This window comes from Paraburkholderia sp. RL18-085-BIA-A, from assembly GCF_046027075.1.
Classification (GTDB): Bacteria; Pseudomonadota; Gammaproteobacteria; order Burkholderiales; family Burkholderiaceae; genus Paraburkholderia.
Map to the genome: position 1 here is coordinate 149,295 of NZ_JARESU010000001.1, position 17,863 is coordinate 167,157.

General features: G+C 63.8%; 15 protein-coding genes. 2 read left to right on the top strand and 13 right to left on the bottom strand.

From position 1 onward, the window contains the following. Nucleotides 1–125 precede the first annotated feature (125 nt). From yoaA to P0D89_RS00670, 3 genes are all read right to left on the bottom strand, one after another. Nucleotides 126–2,390, bottom strand: a complete 2,265-nt coding sequence (gene yoaA, locus P0D89_RS00660; RefSeq protein ID WP_408356994.1) for a DNA repair helicase YoaA — start codon at nt 2,388–2,390, stop codon at nt 126–128. 63 nt (nt 2,391–2,453) lie between these two features. Next, nucleotides 2,454–2,672, bottom strand: coding sequence for a DUF465 domain-containing protein (locus P0D89_RS00665; RefSeq protein ID WP_042322843.1), 219 nt, complete (start codon nt 2,670–2,672; stop codon nt 2,454–2,456). 127 nt (nt 2,673–2,799) lie between these two features. Further along, nucleotides 2,800–3,672 carry a hypothetical protein gene (locus tag P0D89_RS00670; RefSeq protein ID WP_408356996.1) on the bottom strand — a complete coding sequence of 291 codons (873 nt, stop codon included), beginning with the start codon at nt 3,670–3,672 and terminating at the stop codon, nt 2,800–2,802. Between P0D89_RS00670 and P0D89_RS00675 the strand changes: the two genes are divergently transcribed. Together P0D89_RS00675 and P0D89_RS00680 are read left to right on the top strand one after the other, a co-directional pair. Continuing rightward, entirely contained in the window at nt 3,671–3,958 is a 288-nt protein-coding gene (locus P0D89_RS00675) for a hypothetical protein (protein WP_408356998.1), read from the top strand. The two genes, P0D89_RS00670 and P0D89_RS00675, sit on opposite strands and share 2 nt — an antisense overlap. Nucleotides 3,959–4,083: 125 nt before the next feature. Continuing rightward, nucleotides 4,084–6,432 carry a Tex family protein gene (locus P0D89_RS00680; protein ID WP_408357000.1) on the top strand — a complete coding sequence of 783 codons (2,349 nt, stop codon included), beginning with the start codon at nt 4,084–4,086 and terminating at the stop codon, nt 6,430–6,432. Between the two features lie 199 nt (nt 6,433–6,631). Here P0D89_RS00680 and P0D89_RS00685 read toward each other — a convergent pair whose 3' ends face one another. The 10 genes from P0D89_RS00685 to der form a co-directional block, all read right to left on the bottom strand. Then, nucleotides 6,632–8,518, bottom strand: coding sequence for a potassium transporter Kup (locus tag P0D89_RS00685; RefSeq protein WP_408375985.1), 1,887 nt, complete (start codon nt 8,516–8,518; stop codon nt 6,632–6,634). 307 nt (nt 8,519–8,825) lie between these two features. After that, on the bottom strand, nt 8,826–9,416 hold the full coding sequence (locus P0D89_RS00690; protein ID WP_408357004.1) for a phosphoribosyltransferase: 591 nt from the start codon (nt 9,414–9,416) through the stop codon (nt 8,826–8,828). Nucleotides 9,417–9,419: 3 nt separating this feature from the next. After that, the gene (locus P0D89_RS00695) at nt 9,420–10,766 is read right to left on the bottom strand and encodes an adenylosuccinate synthase (protein ID WP_408357006.1); all 1,347 of its coding nucleotides are present in this window, start codon (nt 10,764–10,766) and stop codon (nt 9,420–9,422) included. Between the two features lie 203 nt (nt 10,767–10,969). After that, a complete protein-coding gene (locus P0D89_RS00700; RefSeq protein ID WP_408357008.1) occupies nt 10,970–12,121 on the bottom strand; it encodes an ATP phosphoribosyltransferase regulatory subunit in 1,152 nt (383 codons plus the stop codon). A gap of 179 nt (nt 12,122–12,300) precedes the next feature. Further along, entirely contained in the window at nt 12,301–12,492 is a 192-nt protein-coding gene (locus P0D89_RS00705) for a DUF2065 domain-containing protein (RefSeq protein ID WP_129959421.1), read from the bottom strand. A gap of 44 nt (nt 12,493–12,536) precedes the next feature. Then, complete coding sequence (gene hflC, locus P0D89_RS00710; protein WP_408357010.1) at nt 12,537–13,439, bottom strand: protease modulator HflC; 903 nt, start codon at nt 13,437–13,439, stop codon at nt 12,537–12,539. Nucleotides 13,440–13,451: 12 nt separating this feature from the next. After that, nucleotides 13,452–14,840, bottom strand: a complete 1,389-nt coding sequence (gene hflK, locus P0D89_RS00715; protein WP_408375986.1) for an FtsH protease activity modulator HflK — start codon at nt 14,838–14,840, stop codon at nt 13,452–13,454. Between the two features lie 49 nt (nt 14,841–14,889). Then, a complete protein-coding gene (hflX, locus tag P0D89_RS00720; protein ID WP_408376040.1) occupies nt 14,890–16,062 on the bottom strand; it encodes a GTPase HflX in 1,173 nt (390 codons plus the stop codon). A gap of 73 nt (nt 16,063–16,135) precedes the next feature. Continuing rightward, on the bottom strand, nt 16,136–16,372 hold the full coding sequence (gene hfq / locus P0D89_RS00725) for an RNA chaperone Hfq (protein WP_006051315.1): 237 nt from the start codon (nt 16,370–16,372) through the stop codon (nt 16,136–16,138). A 142-nt stretch (nt 16,373–16,514) separates the two neighbouring features. Next, nucleotides 16,515–17,852: a ribosome biogenesis GTPase Der gene (der, locus tag P0D89_RS00730; RefSeq protein WP_408375987.1), complete on the bottom strand. Its 1,338-nt coding sequence runs from the start codon at nt 17,850–17,852 to the stop codon at nt 16,515–16,517. Between the last annotated feature and the right edge of the window lie 11 nt (nt 17,853–17,863).

A 17,863-nucleotide genomic window follows, 5' to 3' on the forward strand; every position in this document is an offset into this window, starting at 1 on the left:
AACTGCATCGGGAAATCGTCGCGATTTCCCGGGCAGTAAAGCAAAACGCCACGGACTCACATCCGTGGCGTTTTGCCATTTGCGCGCCGTTTTTTACGACGGCGGCATTTTCAACACGTAACGGTTCATCCGACTGGCGTCGCGCTCTCTTCGAAGAACTCGCGCACCACCTCGATCTCACGCGTTCGTTTGAACGGCGGCAGGCTTTGCCAGATCCGACGCCCATACGGTTTGTCGACGAGACGCGTGTCGCAGATCATCAGCACGCCGCGATCGGTCTCCGCGCGAATCAGACGGCCTGCGCCCTGCTTCAACGTAATCACGGCCTGCGGCAACTGATGCACGGCAAACGGACTCAAGCCTTTCTTGGTGAGCGCATCGAGCCGCGCCGACAGCACCGGGTCATCCGGCGGCGCAAACGGCAGCTTGTCGATCACCACCAGCGACAGCGCGTCACCGCGCACGTCCACGCCTTCCCAGAAACTCTGACTGCCCACGAGGATCGCATTGCCATACGCCCGGAAGCGGTCGAGTAACTCGGTGCGGCTTGCGTCGCCCTGCACGAGCAGCGGATAGTTCCAGCCGCGTGTTTCGATCGTGTCGCGCAGTTTGGCCGAGATGCGGTCCACCGCGCGCAGCGTCGTGCACAACATGAATACGCCGCCGCCCGATGCTTCGATCGCGGGCAACGCGGCATCGAACACGGCGTCGGTGAACATCGGCGACGACGGCTGCGGCAAGTTGCGCGGCACGTACAGCAACCCTTGCGACGGATAGTCGAAGGGGCTCGGCAGCGTCATCGAGCGTTTGGCATTCAGTCCCATTTGCGCGGCGTAGTGCGTGAAGTCGCCGCGCACCGACAAAGTGGCCGATGTGAAGATCCACGCGCGCGACACGCCGGCGCGTTGCTTCGCGAAGATCGGCGCGACCGACAGCGGCGTTTCGTGCAACTGCACGGTATGGGAGAAGACTTCGATCCAGCGCACCTTTTCGTTCGGGTCCGTGCGTTCGGCGTGGGCGTCGTTCGAGATCGCGTGCTGTGCGTCGCCGGCCTTGCGCTCGGTCTCGGTGGGCGGCGTGGTCCAGCCCGCAAGCACGCCTTGCAACTCGCGCGCGCGACGCAGACATGCGCCGAGCGATTCGGCGCGCTCGGCCTGGCCGGCCAGCGCCGATGCCAGCGCGTCGAGTTCGGCTTCGAGCGTTTCGAGCGCTGGGAATAGCGGATGATCGTCGGGCAACTGGCCGATCGACAAGCGCACCGAATCTTCCTTGAACGCGAGCCGCACATCGCGCGCCGCGCGCTCGAGCGTCGCACCGAGCTTGACCCAGTCGACCGCCTCGCGCGCATGGCCCAGACCTTCGGCCACCGAATCGCGCGCGAGTTCGAGAAACTGCGTAGTGGACAACGTCTCGCCAAAAAACAGCGTCGCCGTCTCGGGCAACTGATGCGCTTCGTCGAAGATGATCGTGTTGGCGGTGGGCAGCAACTCGGCCATCCCCGTATCGCGCAACATGATGTCGGCGAAAAACAGATGGTGATTGACCACCACGATATCCGCCTGCTGCGCCTCGCGGCGCGCCTGCATCACGAAGCACTCCTTGTAATGCGGACACTCCTGGCCGAGACAGTTCTCGCGCGTCGACGTGACCATCGACCACACCGCCGCCGTTTCCGGCACGCTCGCGAGTTCGGCCTTGTCGCCGGTGCGCGTGATCTTCGCGAAGCGAACGATGTCCTGCAAATACGAGGTTTCCTGGCGCGACGGCAGACGGCCGTTATCCGCGGTGCGCTGCAGATAGTAGTGGCACAGGTAGTTCGCGCGCCCCTTGAGCATGGCCACCGATACCGGTACTGCAAGCGCATCGCGAACGGTCGGAATGTCGCGCTGAAAGAGCTGATCCTGCAGATGCTTCGTGCCCGTGGAGACGATCACCTTGCCGCCCCACAGCATGGCCGGCACGAGATACGCATAGGTCTTGCCGGTGCCCGTGCCCGCCTCGACGATCAGCGTGTTTTCGCTACCGTCGAGCCCGCCCGACTCCACATTCCCAGCGGCCTCGGCCGTGGCATCCGTGCCCGCCGATTGCAAGCGCCGCGCCGGACGCTTGTGCGCCTCGAACATCGCGGGCTCGGGCATCGCACGCCCCGACGCTTCCATCGCCGCGGCAACTGCGCGCGACATTTCGATCTGCGAGGCCCGCGACCGATAGCCGTCGATCTGCCGGGCCAGCAGGCCATTGTCGGCGAAGATGTCGTCGAGCTCGGCCGCGCGGCGCGGATTGAGCGACGCGCTCAACGTGGACGCGGCAGCACGCGGCGCCGGCGTGCCGGTTCCTGCTGCTGCGTCGCCCGTCGTGGTCCGGGATGAAGTTTCAAGCGGTGAATTCAAGGCAAGCGTTCCTGCAAAGTCCGGCTCGCGCGGCGCGCGCCCGGCGCCTGCCAGGCTGCGAACTCAGGCGCGTGCGTCCGGTTCGAGCTGCAATTGCAGCAAGATGATGGTGTCCTTGACTTTGAGTTTGCGCTTTTTCAGGCGCTGCAACTCGAAGTCGTCGATGCCGGGCTCATCCGACATTCGGTCGATTAGACGATCGAGCCCACTGTGCTCCGATTCCAGTTGCAGAATACGGTCGCGAAGTGTGTCCGCGTTGATGACGTGGTGATGATCGCGCATGCTCGCCTCCTCTCGTCTGCGGCACGGGCTGCGCGCGCAGACCGACGCCTGAGGTTGCTGTCCGGCTTTAAAGGCGTTACGGCTACTACGGGCGCTGGCCACAACCAGCCAGCGCCACTACAGCACATTACTCCTGCTGCTGTTGCTGTTTCTGCTGCTCTTCGAGTTGCTGCTGCTTCAACTGGTCCTGACGCTTCTGCTCGGCCTTCTCGGCCGCCTGCTTCTGACGCGCTTCCACGTCGGCCTTGTGTTGCGCGGCATCGGCCTGCTTCTTCTCGAAGCTCTGCTGTTTCTCGACGCGCTCCTGCGCCTTCTGCGCACCCTGCTGACGCGCTTCCTCGAGCTTGCGCTGGAAGTCGGCCTGCTTCTGGTCGTACGCCTGCTGGTTGGCCGCTGCCTGCGACGGACTGATGCCACGCTGCGCCTGATCCAGCGCATGCTGGCGCTGCTTTTCCTCGTAGGCCTGCGCGTTCGCGGCGCGTTGCGGCGCCTCGGCGTTGCGCTGCGCCTGATCGAGTTCGTGCTGACGCTGCTTGTCCTGATAAGCCTGCTCGTTGCGCGCATCTTCGGCGGCACGCTGCGGCGCGTTCGCTTCGTCGCGCGCACGCCTCAGCGCGGCCCGCTCGTCACGCGCTCGCGCGCGTTGCACGCGCTGCTCGCCGTCGAGCGCGAGCTGTTCCTTGCGAATCTCCGCCTGCACCATGCGCATGCTGTCGCGCGCGCGGTTCAGACAGTGATTGACGAAGAACCTGCTGTAGCAATTGTGCTGGGCGACAGCGTAACGGTAGTTGTTCTCCTCGCTGCGTTCGTCGAGTGCCCGTTGACGCGCCTCGAACGAGTCGTCCGGTGCGGCCGCGTCGCTCGCGCTGTCCGCGCTGCCGGCCGGCTGATTGCCCTGAACGGCCGATGCCGCTGATGGCGCAAGCGTCTGCGCGGACACCGGCGCGCTCGCGCTGTTGCCCTCAGCTGACGCCGTTTGCGCCACGGCCGGTGCGGACATGGTGAGCGCGGCGACCATCACACACGACGCGTACGATGCGGCGAAAACTCGCGGCGAGATTGACGCAAACCCGAATGCAAGCCCGAGCATGGAGCGCGCGGCCGACACCAACGAGGTGAGCGGCAAGCTCAGCAAACCCGTTGGCGAACCCGACGACAATTCCGGCGACAAATCCGGTGACAGGCGAGAGACCCGGCGAAAGCCCAGGCGGTTGATGGACAAGGAGATTGGCAACGTCGTAGAGGGTCAACGGAACATGCCCGAAATTCTATCACCCTGCGGTTGAGCCCTTTGGCATTTATGGCAAAATGCCCCGCTCTAGCAACCTGGTCGCAGCGCGCACGCCGGGCGTGTCCCGACGAGCCGTCAGCGCGCGGCCCCTGACTGAGTCCGCAGGAACACCAAGACCTTATGACGGAAACCGTAGCACTCAAGATCGTACAGCGCATCGCCGCCGAACTGTCCGTCCAGCCGCGCCAGGTCGCGGCCGCGGTGCAACTTCTCGACCAAGGAGCGACTGTTCCGTTCATCGCCCGCTACCGTAAGGAAGTGACCGACAATCTGGACGACACGCAACTGCGTAATCTCGAGGAACGCCTGCTGTATCTGCGCGAGCTCGAAGACCGGCGCGCCTCGATCATCGCCAGCATCGACGAACAGGGCAAGCTCACCGACGAGCTACGCGGCGCGATCGAAGGCGCCGACAGCAAACAGGTGCTGGAAGATCTGTATCTCCCGTATAAGCCGAAGCGCCGCACGCGCGCGCAGATCGCGCGCGAAGCCGGTCTGCAGCCGCTCGCCGACGCGCTGCTCGGCAATGCGCTGCTCGACCCGCAAACCGAAGCCGCCGCCTACGTTGACGCCGAGAAAGGCGTCGCCGACATCAAGGCCGCACTCGACGGCGCGCGCGACATCCTTTCCGAACAGTTCGGCGAAACGGCCGAGCTGCTCGGCAAGCTGCGTGACTATCTGTTCAACCAGGGCGTGGTGTCGTCGAAGGTCGTGGAGGGCAAGGAGAGCGCGGAAGAAGAGAAATTCCGCGACTACTACGATTACGCGGAGACCATCCGCACCGTGCCGTCGCATCGTGCGCTGGCGCTGTTCCGCGGCCGCAACGCGGGCGTGCTGATGGTCAAGCTGGGCCTCGGCGAAGAACTCGACGCGCAGGTGCCGCATCCGGGCGAAGCGCTGATCGCGCGCCACTTCGGCATCGCCAATCAGAACCGCCCGGCCGACAAGTGGCTCTCCGACGTGTGCCGCTGGTGCTGGCGCGTGAAGGTGCAGCCGCACATCGAAAACGAACTGCTGACCAACCTGCGCGACGAAGCCGAGCACGAAGCGATCCGGGTGTTCGCGCGCAATCTGAAGGACCTGCTGCTGGCCGCGCCGGCCGGTCCGAAAGCGGTGATCGGTCTCGATCCTGGGCTGCGCACCGGCGTCAAGGTGGCGGTAGTCGACCGTACCGGCAAGGTGCTCGCCACCGACACGATCTACCCGCACGAGCCGCGCCGCGACTGGGACGGTTCGATCGCGAAACTCGCGCGCATCTGTGCGCAGACCCAGGCCGAGCTGATCAGTATCGGCAACGGCACGGCCTCGCGCGAAACAGACAAGCTCGCGAGCGAGCTGATCGCGCGTCATCCGGAATTCAAGCTGCAGAAGATCGTCGTGTCCGAAGCGGGCGCATCGGTCTACTCGGCCTCCGAACTCGCGGCGAAGGAATTCCCCGACATGGACGTGTCGCTGCGCGGCGCGGTGTCGATTGCGCGCCGCCTGCAGGACCCGCTCGCAGAACTGGTGAAGATCGAGCCGAAGGCGATCGGCGTCGGCCAGTATCAGCACGACGTCAATCAGCGCGAACTGGCGCGCTCGCTCGACGCGGTGGTCGAAGACTGCGTGAACGCGGTCGGCGTGGACGCGAACACCGCGTCGGTCGCGCTGCTCGCTCGCGTGTCGGGTCTGAACGCTACGCTCGCGCGCAACATCGTCGACTATCGCGATTCGAATGGCCCGTTCCCGTCGCGCGAGCATTTGCGCAAAGTGCCGCGTCTCGGCGACAAGACCTTCGAACAGGCCGCCGGCTTCCTGCGCATCAACAACGGCGAGAATCCGCTCGACCGCTCGTCAGTTCACCCGGAAGCGTATCCGGTCGTCGAACGGATGCTCGCGAAGATCAACAAACATGTCGGCGAAGTGCTCGGCAATCGTGACGCGCTGCGTGGGCTGTCGCCGGGCGAATTCGTCGACGACCGTTTCGGTCTGCCGACCGTGCGCGACATTCTGCTCGAACTCGAAAAGCCGGGCCGCGACCCGCGCCCCGAGTTCAAGACCGCGACGTTCCGCGAAGGCGTCGAGAAGGTCAGCGATCTGACGCCGGGCATGGTGCTCGAAGGCGTCGTCACGAACGTGGCGGCATTCGGCGCGTTCATCGATGTCGGCGTGCATCAGGATGGTCTGGTGCACGTGTCGGCGATGTCGACGAAGTTCATCAAAGACCCGCACGAAGTCGTGAAGGCCGGGCAGATCGTCAAGGTGAAGGTGCTGGAAGTCGACGTGAAGCGCCAGCGTATTGCGCTCACCATGCGTCTGGACGATGAGTTCGGCGCGGCTGCTGCGCGTAGCGGCGGCGGTGCGCAGCAGGATCGCGGCGGCGCCGGCCGTTCAGGCGGTGCCGGACGCGGCGCGTCGCAACAGCGCTCGCGCGAGCCGGAAGCGGGCGGCGCAATGGCCGCCGCGTTCGCCAAGCTCAAACAGAAGTAAGCGCTGCGAGCCACGCGTGATTGGTTTCATGCGCTGGCTTTCGCAAGCATGGCATGGGTCACCACGCGAGCACTCACGCGGCGACACCGCGATGAAGCCTCGTGATGCCATGCGGCAAAACAGAAAGCCCACGCATTGCGTGGGCTTTTTTTCGCGCCCCGATACCGACATCGAAGCACGTAAGATTCACCGGCTCGCGTCAGATCTCGATCTTGGTCCCCAACTCCACCACCCGGTTGGCCGGGATGCTGAAAAAGTCCGTCGGCTTCGCGGCGTTCTGGTGCATCCATGCGAACACACGTTCGCGCCACACCGACATACCCGGCAGTTGCGTCGGCACCACCGTTTCGCGCGCGAGAAAGAACGACGTGTCCATCAGTTCGAAGGTCATGTCGTGGGTGCGGCCGACCTCGAGCAGCACCGCCTTGACATCGGGCGTTTCGTTGAAACCGTAGGCCGCCTTGACGAGATACAGACCGCCGTCGATATCCTTCACCGTCACGCGCTCCGCGTCGTTCACATAGGGGATGTCGCGCGTCACGAAGGTCAGGAAGATCGTGCGCTCATGCAGCACCTTGTTGTGCTTCAGGTTGTGCAGCAGGCTCACCGGCACCAGCGAATCGCTGCCGGTCAGATAGATCGCCGTACCCGACACGCGATGCGGCGGATGCGCGAGCAGCCCCTGCAGGAACGGCATCAGCGGAATACCGTCGGCGGCCGTGCGCTCCTTGACGATCATCCTGCCCTTGAACCACGTCATCAGCAGGAAGAACAGCAACGCGCCGATGCCGAGCGGCAACCAGCCGCCCTCTTCGACCTTCAGCAGATTGGCGCCGAAAAAGCCCAGGTCGATGGTCATGAACAGGCCGATGATCAACCCCACCAACAGCTTGTTCCAGTTCCACACATTCACCATCACGACGCAGGCGAGGATCGTGGTGATCACCATCGTGGCCGTCACAGCGATACCGTACGCGGCGGCGAGGTTGTCCGAACTCTTGAACGCGATCACGATGCACAGGATGATGAAGAGCAGCATCCAGTTCACCACCGGCACATAGATCTGCCCGATCGCCAGTTCCGACGTGTGCAGGATCTTCATACGCGGCACGTAGCCGAGCTGGATCGCCTGGCTCGTCAGCGAATACGCGCCGGAGATCACGGCCTGCGAGGCGATCACCGTCGCCACCGTCGACAGCACGACGAGCGGCAGCAACGCCCAATCAGGCGCGAGCAGGAAGAAGGGATTTTCGATGGCCCTCGGGTCGTGCATCAGCAGCGCGCCCTGGCCGAAGTAGTTCAGCACTAGCGACGGCATCACCAGCAGATACCACGCCATGCGGATCGGCTTCGCGCCGAAGTGGCCCATGTCGGCGTACAGCGCTTCAGCGCCGGTCAGCACCAGCACGACCGAGCCTAGCACCACATAGGCCTGCAACACGTGCGCGGCCATGAAGGAGTACGCGTAGTACGGGTTCAGCGCGCGGATCACGTTGGGCGACTGCGCGATGTGCCACAGGCCGAGCGCGGCGAGCACCACGAACCACACCACCATGATCGGACCGAACAGGCGGCCCACCATCGCCGTGCCGTGCCGCTGAATCCAGAACAACAGAATCAGGATCACGATGGTGAGCGGCAGGACCAGATGCGTCAGATGAGGCGCGGCAATCTCCAGACCCTCGACTGCCGAGATCACCGAGATGGCCGGCGTGATCACCGCGTCGCCATAAAACATGCAGGCGCCGAAGATGCCGAGCATCACCAGCAGGCCGGCCATTTTCGATTTCTCTTCGAGCGAGCGCAGCGCCAACGCCATGAGCGCGAGCACGCCGCCCTCGCCGTTGTTGTCCGCGCGCATCACGAACAGCACGTATTTGACGCCGACTACGATCATGATCGCCCAGAACAGCAGCGAGATCACGCCGAGGATGGATTGCTCGGTCAACGGAATGCCGTGCGACGGACTGAAAGCCTCTTTCAGCGAATACAACGGGCTCGTGCCGATATCGCCGAACACCACGCCGATCGCGGCAATCGCGAGTGACGGCAGTGGCTGCTTGTGCACGTGATTGTTATCTGTCATAGACGCGAGGAAATCCGTTTCCTGAGCGGAAAAAACGACCGCTATTCTAAACTGCCCGTCTAGCGCCGCCCGGCTTGTTGTGGATACACCACGTAGATAGTCCGCGCAGTGTAGCACTGCGATTTGGGCGCGTCTGCCGCGCCGAGGGTGGCGCCGGCGGTCCTGCCTGAATTCGCGTCAGGCGATTCGCGCAGCGTGGCTTGGCCGGTCCGCTGAAGACGCGCAAAAAAAACGGAGCCCAACCGGGCTCCGTTTTGCGGGCACTGCGATACAGACGACGCCAGGCACAAAGCGCCGGGCATTCACATTACTCCCCCGCCGACTCCTGCGCCTGCGCGATGCCGCGCTTGATCCACGCGCCGAGGTTATGCGGACGAACCGTGTCCCACTCCTCGAACGGCTGATGAATCCATGGATTGGTGGGCAGATACTGTACGTGGTAATCAGGCTTCACTTTCGAGCAGCCCTTGTACCAGAGCACCGCCGAGCGCACCGAGGTGATCGCCGGATAGCGTTCCTTCAGATGCTGCTGAACCCGCGCCAGCGTCACGCCGGAATCGACCAGGTCGTCGACCAGCAGCACGTTGCCGTGCAGCTCGCCGCGCGTCATCGTGATGTATTGCGCGATGTCGAGTTCGCCCTGCTCCGTGCCGGCCGCTTCGCGATACGAGCTGGTGGCGAGGATCGCCAGTGGCAGATCGTAGATGCGCGAAAGCTGGTCGCCCACGCGCAAGCCGCCGCGCGCGAGGCACAGGATCTTGTCGAACTTCCAGCCCGACTCGTGCACGGCCAGCGCGAGCATTTCGATCAGCCGGTGATATTCGTCCCAGCCGACCCACAGGTTCTTGTCGTCATTGCGCGGATCTTTCATCGCGATCATGGGTAGACCTTGAACCATGGTTTAAACCTTGAACGGATGACGCAGCAGGATGGTCTCGTCGCGATCCGGACCGGTCGACACCATGTCGATCGGAATGCCTGCGACTTCCTGCACACGCGACAGATACGCGCGCGCGTTAGCCGGCAGCTTGTCCCATTCCTTGATACCGACGGTGCTTTCCTTCCAGCCCGCGAAGGTTTCGTACACCGGCTCGCAGCGCGCGACTTCCGACGCGCCGCGCGGCAGCAGGTCGATATTCTGGCCGTCGACCGTGTAGCCGACGCACAGCTTCACTTCGTCGAGGCCGTCGAGCACGTCGAGCTTGGTCATGCACAGACCCGACACGCCGTTGATCTGGATCGAGCGGCGCAGCGCTGCGACGTCGAGCCAGCCGGTGCGGCGCGGACGGCCGGTGACCGAGCCGAATTCCTTGCCGACGGTAGCCAGTTCCAGGCCGATCGCTTCCTGACGCGCGGCGTTGTCCGCGTCATACAGCTCGCTCGGAAACGGGCCCGAACCGACCCGCGTGCAATACGCCTTGGTGATGCCGAGAATGTAGTTCAGCTTTTGCGGACCGACGCCCGCGCCCGCGGTCGCCGCACCCGCCACGCAGTTGCTCGACGTGACGAACGGATAGGTGCCGTGGTCGATGTCGAGCAGCGTGCCTTGCGCGCCTTCGAACAGCAGGTTGCTGCCGGCGGCATTGGCGTCGTACAGACGGCGCGACACGTCGGTGACCATCGGCTTCAGACGGTCGGCGTAGCCCAACATCGTGTCGAGCGTTTGCTGGAAGTCGACAGCGGCGACGCCCAGGTATTGCGTGAGCACGAAGTTGTGGTAGTCGAGATTTTCGCGCAGACGTTCCGCGAAACTGACCGGGTCGAACAGGTCCTGCACACGCAGACCGCGGCGCGCCACCTTGTCTTCGTAAGCCGGGCCGATGCCGCGGCCGGTGGTGCCGATCTTGCCCGCGCCACGGCGCGCTTCGCGGCCCTGGTCGATGGCGATGTGATACGGCAGGATCAGGGTGGTGGCTTCGGAGATGAACAGGCGATTCTGGACATCGACGCCTGCGGCTTCGAGCTCGCCGATTTCCTTGAACAGCGCTTCCGGCGACAACACGACGCCATTGCCGATATAGCACGCGACGCCGGGATGCATGATGCCCGACGGAATCAGACGCAAGATGGTTTTCTTGCCGCCGATGATAAGCGTGTGACCGGCATTGTGACCGCCCTGGAAGCGAACGACGCCTTGAGCGTGGTCCGTCAGCCAGTCGACGATCTTGCCCTTGCCCTCATCTCCCCACTGGGTCCCCACGACGACGACGTTGCGTCCGGGGTTCACATTCACTGCGCTGGCAGACATGTTGTTTCGTAAGCTGGTTAAAAACGTATTCTACCTATGTTCGCGGAACCTTCCGAATTTTTCCGTTTCCGCTCAACGGTATGCACGTTATGGTGGGTAGGAAAAAGATGGCGCGGCCAGTGACCGCGCCCGGTTCGGCAGCGCGTTCGCCGCCGTTCGACATGGGCTAAGGATAGTCCTCTGCCGACCCGAACGAAACGCGTTCAGGAGCGCGACTCGACGACCCATGCGCCGTTGCGCTCGACCAGCACGCGGTCGAACGCGAATTCATCCAGATCGTGCTCGTGGCCAGGCAGCGCCTGGATCACCACTTCGCCAGCATCGCGCAACGCGGCGACGCTCACGCGCAGCGCGTCGTCGTGTTGCCACGGCGCGAGAATCGCGCTGCTGCGCGCTTCGATCGGCGAGATCCGCGCGACTTCGCGCAGATCGAGCGAAAAGCCGGTTGCCGCGCGAGCCCGCCCGTAAGCCTGGCCGACGTGGTCGTAACGGCCGCCGCGCGCGACCGCATTCGGCACGCCGTCCACATAGGCGGAGAACATCACGCCGCTGTGGTACGCGTAGCCACGCAGGTCGGCGAGGTCGATCATCACTTCGGCGCCGTCCACCTGGCTCGCGAGAAACGCGAGGTCGTCGAGCGCGCGGGCGATGGCCGGCGCGTTCGGCAGACGCGCGCGGGCTTCGTCGAGCACCGACGCGTCGCCGTACAACGTGGGCAGCGCGCGCAACGCGTCGCGGATGACCGGCGTGAGCCCCGCCGTCAGTTCGACGAGGCGCGGCACGTCCTTGCCCGCCAGCGCGTCGTACAGCGACTGGCCGAGTTCGGCCGCGGCGGGCTGCGCTTCGATCAACGCCGCGAGCACGCCCGCGTGACACAGATCGAGGCGCACTTTGGCGAGGCCCGCCAGACGCAGCGCGTCGAGCATCAGTTGCTGGATTTCCAGATCCGCTTCGAGGCCCGCGTGACCGTAGATTTCCGCGCCGATCTGGATCTGCTCGCGCGTGGCGTGGAGACCGCGCGGCCGCGTATGCGCGACGTTGCCGGCGTAGCAAAGACGCGTCACGCCCTGACGGTTCAGCAGATGCGCGTCGATCCGCGCGACCTGCGGCGTGATGTCGGCGCGCAGACCGAGCGTGCGCCCGGACAGCTGATCGACGAGCTTGAAGGTGCGCAGATTCAGATCGTGACCGCCGCCGGTCAGCAGCGACTCGAGATACTCGAGCAGCGGCGGCATGACCATCTCGTAGCCGTACGACCGGAAGCGGTCCAGCAAACGGCGCCGCAACTCTTCGATCTTGCGGGCTTCCGACGGCAGCACGTCGGCAATATTCTCGGGGAGCAACCAGGTCGACATCGGTACAGTCCTACGGCGTTGAACACGGCGGCTGAAGCGCCGGTAAGTGAGTGTTTGAATGGCGGGCGGCGGCTCGATTCTGGCGGCCATCGCAGGCACCGCCTGCGCGCCGCGCCCTCGCCGACACAAAGGCATGGCGAGCACGTCACGCGCGCTGCCCCGCCGCCGGCGTGGCCCTTTCAGGTCACGATAAACAGCAGGATCAGCCCGAGCAGCATCACGATCAATCCGCCGACGCGAATCTGATGGGGCGGCCGTTCCGCTATTTTACGGAACGTGTCGCGCCAGGCGCTCGGAAAAACGAAGGGGAACATCCCCTCGATAATCAGCATCAATGCGATCGCAAGCAGTAACGAGCCGGCTATGTCCATGCGAATGAAGGGGCCGCGATGCGGATGCCGCGGCGTTCCGGTTATCAGTGTTTGCGCGGGGCCGCGGAAGCGTCCGGGGCAGCGCCGCCGGTCGGGCTACGCATGAAGCGGAAGAACTCGTTGTTCGAGTCGACCACGATCAGGTCGCCCGGCTTGAAGGTCTTCCGGTACGCCTGCATGCTTTGATAGAACTGGTAGAACTGCGGGTCTTTGCCAAATGCTTCGGCGGCGATTTCCGCGGCCTTCGCATCGCCCTCGCCCCGGATGGTCTGCGCCTGCGCGTTGCCGTCCGCGAGCACCGCCTGCTGCTGGGCTGCCGCGGCCGCCTTGATCTGGGCGACCTCGGCCGCGCCCTTCGCGCGCTCGTCGGCCGCGACCTGCTCGCGTGCGGCGTTCATCCGCTTGAAAACCGAATCGGCCATCGCCGCGGGGAAGTCGACGCGCGTCAGCTGCACGTCGACCACTGACACGCCGAGCGACGCCGCGCTCTTGTCCATCGCGCCGCGTGCTTGTTCCGCGAGGGTTTGCTGTTTGGCAAGCGCATCGGACAGTGTGAACTGACCGAACGCATCGCCGAGCGCGCTGCGCGACAGCAGCGCGAGCCGGTCCGGCAGGCTCTGGATGTCGCCCTTCGTTTCGGCGAGCAGCTTGAGCGGGTCGGTGACGCGGAACTTGATGACCGGGTTGACCAGCAGATCGGTTTTATCCGACGTGGCATAGCGGTCCTCGTCTGGCGCGTCGAGCGACTGAATGCGGTTATCGACCAGCGTGAGCGTTTGCAACGGCGGCGGCAATTTCACGTGCAGCCCAGGGCCGAGCAAGGTGGGCGCCGTGTCGCCACGCGACGACAGCACGGCCATGTGCCGCTGATCGACGACGAATACCATCGACGAAGCTGCGAACAGCACGATGACGATAGCTACGACGAGCGCAATGATCTTGTTCATGTTGTGCGCTCCTTATTGAACGTCGTCTTCGCGCATGCGATTGCGGAAGGCGTCGCGTGAACGCAGCGAGGCGCCGCTCGCGGGCTGGCTGGCTGGCGTCTCGGCCGCGGCGGGCGCGGAAGCTGCTGCCGTGCCAGCCGCAGCGGCGGACGCGCCCGACGACGCAGCCGCGCTCGCCGCTTGCGGCGCGCCCGCGCCTGCGCCAGCGGCGCCCGGCGTAGCGGCAGCAGCGTCGGCGAGCCGCTGGCGATTCTGCTCGACCAGCTTGTCGAGCGGCAGATACAGCACGTTGTTGCCGTTCTTGCTGTCCACGAAAACCTTGGTCGTATTCGAGTAGATCTGCTGCATGGTTTCCATGTACATGCGCGTGCGAATCACCGCAGGCGCTTTCGAGTACTGCGCGTAGACCTGCTTGAAGCGGTCGGCTTCGCCTTGCGCCTGCGCGACGGTTTTGTCGCTGTAGTTTTTCGCGTCTTCGATCTGGCGCGCCACGTCGGCTTGCGCACGCGGCAACAAGTCCGCCACATAGGCCTGCGCGTCGCGCTTCGCGCGCTCGTTTTCCTGATGCACTTTAGCGGCGGCGTCGAACGCGGCCTGCACCTGATCTGGTACCTGCACGCTCTGGATCGTCACGCCGGTCACGGCGAGGCCGGACTCGTATTGGTCAAGCGATTGCTGGATCGCCGCCATCAGCTGCTGACGCATTGTTTCGCGATCCTGATCGAGGATCTCGTTCGTGCTGCGCGCGCCGACAATGCCGCGAACTGCCGCCTGCGCAGCATGCATGACACTCTGATCGGGATCGACGCTGCGGAACAGATAGTCGGTGGGCTTGCGCACCTGGTACTGCACCGCGAAGCGCACGTCGACGATGTCGCCGTCGTGCGTGAGCATCGATGCGTCCTTCACGTTTGCGAGACGCACCACGTTGTTGCGGCCGATCTCCACCTGGCGGATCTGACCGACATTGACGAACTCATGGGCTTCGAACGGATACGGCAAGCGCCAGTGCACACCCTGACCCGCGGTGTAGCGATACTTGCCGAACTGCATCACGACCGCGGCCTGGCCATCCTGCACGACGAACACGCCGCTGCCGAGATAGATCGCGATCAGCACGCCGATCACGATACCCACGCCGATGCGCGCGCCACGTCCGTTGTCCGGACGGCCGCCGCCCGCACCGCCGCCCTTGCGTCCGAAGATCTGGCTCAGGCGGCGGTTGAACTCCCGCCACATCTCGTCGAGATCGGGCGGACCCTCACCGTCCTTGGGTGGACGCTTCGGGTCATTCGGCCGTTGCCGGTCGCCATTGCCGTCGCCCCGGCCCCAGCGCGGATCGTTCAGTGAAAGCAAGGCGCGCATGCGCAGCCAGATACTCCGCTCGTTGTATTCGTTCACCTGTGTTCGTTCACCAGAGTAGACAGCGGGTCAGTGCAATTGGAACGGGTCAGTGCCCGAGTTCTGGAACCTTACGGTCGTCGCGCGGTGCTGCGGGCCGGTCTTCTTCCGACTGATCGACGAACGTGTCGGCAAGAGGTTCGGCAGTAGCGATTTCAGCGATGGCAGCGCGCAGCGTATCCAGCCCTTGACCAGTGCGCGCGCTCAAAAAGACGCGCGAAATATTACCATATTCATCCCGCTCAACCGTGTCGCCACGGGCCGCCAACTCCGGCACCGCGTCGATCTTGTTGAACACCAGCACCTGGCGAATCGTGTCCGCGCCGATCGCGTGCAATACCTCGTTCACCTGATCGATCTGATCGAGGCGCACCGCGCTCGATGCATCGACCACATGCAGCAGCAGGTCGGCGTGAATGGTTTCTTCGAGCGTGGCGCGAAATGCGGCCACCAGTTGGTGAGGCAACTCGCGGATGAAGCCGACCGTGTCGGACACCACCACCTGCCCCGCTTCGTCGCCGAGATAAACGCGCCGCGAGGTGGTGTCGAGCGTCGCGAACAGTTGATCGGCGGCATACGCCTGGGCTTTGGTAAGCGCATTGAAAAGCGTGGACTTGCCTGCGTTCGTATAGCCGACCAGCGACACCGACATCGTCTGGTTGCGGCTGCGCGCGCGGCGCTGCGTGCCGTGCTGGCGACGCAATTTTTCGAGCCGCGTCTTGAGCGCCTTGATGCGCTCGCCGATCAAACGACGGTCGGTTTCGAGCTGCGTTTCGCCAGGACCGCGCAAGCCGATACCACCTTTCTGGCGCTCGAGGTGGGTCCACGCGCGAATCAGCCGGGTCGACAGATACTGCAATTGCGCGAGCTCCACCTGCAGCTTGCCTTCGTGGCTGCGGGCGCGTTGCGCGAAGATGTCGAGAATGAGACTGGTGCGATCGACCACGCGCCGATTAAGCGCTTGCTCCAGATTGCGCTGCTGCGCGGGCGCCAGAGCGTGATTGAAGATGACGAGTTCGATGTCGTTCGCCTCACACGCAAGACGCAATTCTTCGGCCTTGCCGCTGCCGACGAACATCTTCGCGTCGGGGCTGGACCGGCGCCCGGTAAGGGTGACTAAGGGATTCGCGCCCGCGCTTTGCGCGAGCAGGCTGAGTTCTTCGAGACTGGCTTCGAAATCGATCTTACCGAAGTCGATGCCGACAAGCGCTGCATTGATCAAATTGGAGGGTATCAAAATGAGGCGGCCGGGAGGGAATCGCCAACGGGCGACGCTACGCCGGCCGCGACGAGGGTTAGGACTGTTCGGAATCCGGGTGGAAATTCACCGGACGGGCTGGCACGACAGTCGAGATTGCGTGCTTGTAGACCATCTGGGTGACCGTATTCCTGAGCAACACGACGTACTGGTCGAACGATTCGATGTTCCCTTGAAGCTTGATGCCGTTGACCAGGTAGATCGACACCGGCACATGCTCTTTACGCAGTGCGTTCAAAAACGGGTCTTGTAACAATTGCCCTTTGTTGCTCATAGCAAACTCCGTATTTTTTTGCAGGTTGACTGAATTGACGACGAAGAAAAAGAGATCCGCCGTCAACCGCTACACTATAGCCGATTTTCGTTTTTGCGCGCGGGCCCGGGCCGCACGCCCAAACCCAACATACACGCGGGTTTCAGCCTTTGTCCGCGTAAGGGTTCGTCGACGATCGGAACTCTATTCGCAATGGAGTCCCAGTCAGCTTGAAAGTTTCCCGGAAGCGGTTTTCGAGGTAGCGCTTATATGTTTCGGTGATCGCATCGAGTGCGTTGCCGTGAATCACGATGATCGGCGGATTCTGTCCACCCTGGTGCGCGTAACGCAACTTCGGACGCACCGGACCACGTCGGCGCGGCTGCTGGAATTCAACTGCATCGATCAGCGCGCGCGTGAGCTTCGGCGTCGGCAGCTTCGCCATTGCAGCGGTGTAGGCGTCGTCGACCGAACGCATCAGCGGACCAATTCCGGTTTTTTCCGCAGCGGAAATGAAATGGAATTTGGCAAAGTCGAGAAATTTTAGTTTGCGCTCGAGGTCGGCTTTGGTGCGCTCGCGCACATGCGGATCGAGACCATCCCATTTGTTCACGCCCACCACCAGCGCGCGCCCCTGCTCCACGACGAAGCCAGCGATATGCGCGTCCTGTTCGGAGATGTCCTGGCGCGCGTCGAGCAGCAGGATCACGACGTTCGCATCCGAGATGGATTGCAGCGTCTTCACCACCGAGAACTTCTCGATGGCTTCGAATACTTTGCCGCGGCGGCGCAGACCGGCCGTGTCGATCAGCGTGTACGGCTTGCCCTGACGCTCGAAGTCGACGTAGATCGAATCGCGCGTGGTGCCCGGCATGTCGAACGCGATCACGCGCTCTTCACCGACCAGTGCATTGATCAACGTCGACTTGCCGACATTCGGGCGGCCGACGATCGCGATCTTCACGCCGCGCGCTGCTTTCTCGTCGTCGCTCTCTTCCGGCTGGCCCGCATACGCGACGCCGAGCGCCTCGTCGATCATTTCGGTAACGCCGTCGCCATGCGCGGCTGAAATCGCGCGCGGGTCGCCGAGACCCAGTTCGTAGAAATCGGCGGCGACGGTGCTGTACTTCATGCCCTCCGCCTTGTTGACGACGAGGAAAATCGGCCGGCCGACCTTGCGCAGATAGTCGGCGATCGACTTGTCTTGCGGCGCGAGACCATTGCGGCCGTCGACGATGAATACGACGATGTCCGACTCCTCGACCGCCTGGCGCGTTTGACGCGCCATCTCGTGCAGGATGCCGTCTTTCGCGACCGGCTCGAAACCACCGGTATCGACGACCAGATACGGCCGCTCGCCGGTGCGCCCTTCGCCATAGTGGCGGTCGCGCGTGAGACCGGGCAGATCGGCAACCAGCGCATCACGCGAGCGCGTGAGACGGTTGAACAGCGTGGATTTCCCCACATTGGGGCGCCCGACGAGGGCAATAACGGGTTTCATCAGATGTTGTT

Coding starts and splice junctions, on each gene's coding strand:
- P0D89_RS00665 (WP_042322843.1), bottom strand. CDS start 2,672: ATGCGCGATCATCACCACGTCATCAACGCGGACACACTTCGCGACCGT.
- P0D89_RS00675 (WP_408356998.1), top strand. CDS start 3,671: ATGGTGAGCGCGGCGACCATCACACACGACGCGTACGATGCGGCGAAA.
- P0D89_RS00670 (WP_408356996.1), bottom strand. CDS start 3,672: ATGTCCGCACCGGCCGTGGCGCAAACGGCGTCAGCTGAGGGCAACAGC.
- P0D89_RS00680 (WP_408357000.1), top strand. CDS start 4,084: ATGACGGAAACCGTAGCACTCAAGATCGTACAGCGCATCGCCGCCGAA.
- P0D89_RS00685 (WP_408375985.1), bottom strand. CDS start 8,518: ATGACAGATAACAATCACGTGCACAAGCAGCCACTGCCGTCACTCGCG.
- P0D89_RS00690 (WP_408357004.1), bottom strand. CDS start 9,416: ATGGTTCAAGGTCTACCCATGATCGCGATGAAAGATCCGCGCAATGAC.
- P0D89_RS00695 (WP_408357006.1), bottom strand. CDS start 10,766: ATGTCTGCCAGCGCAGTGAATGTGAACCCCGGACGCAACGTCGTCGTC.
- P0D89_RS00700 (WP_408357008.1), bottom strand. CDS start 12,121: ATGTCGACCTGGTTGCTCCCCGAGAATATTGCCGACGTGCTGCCGTCG.
- P0D89_RS00705 (WP_129959421.1), bottom strand. CDS start 12,492: ATGGACATAGCCGGCTCGTTACTGCTTGCGATCGCATTGATGCTGATT.
- hflC (WP_408357010.1), bottom strand. CDS start 13,439: ATGAACAAGATCATTGCGCTCGTCGTAGCTATCGTCATCGTGCTGTTC.
- hfq (WP_006051315.1), bottom strand. CDS start 16,372: ATGAGCAACAAAGGGCAATTGTTACAAGACCCGTTTTTGAACGCACTG.
- der (WP_408375987.1), bottom strand. CDS start 17,852: ATGAAACCCGTTATTGCCCTCGTCGGGCGCCCCAATGTGGGGAAATCC.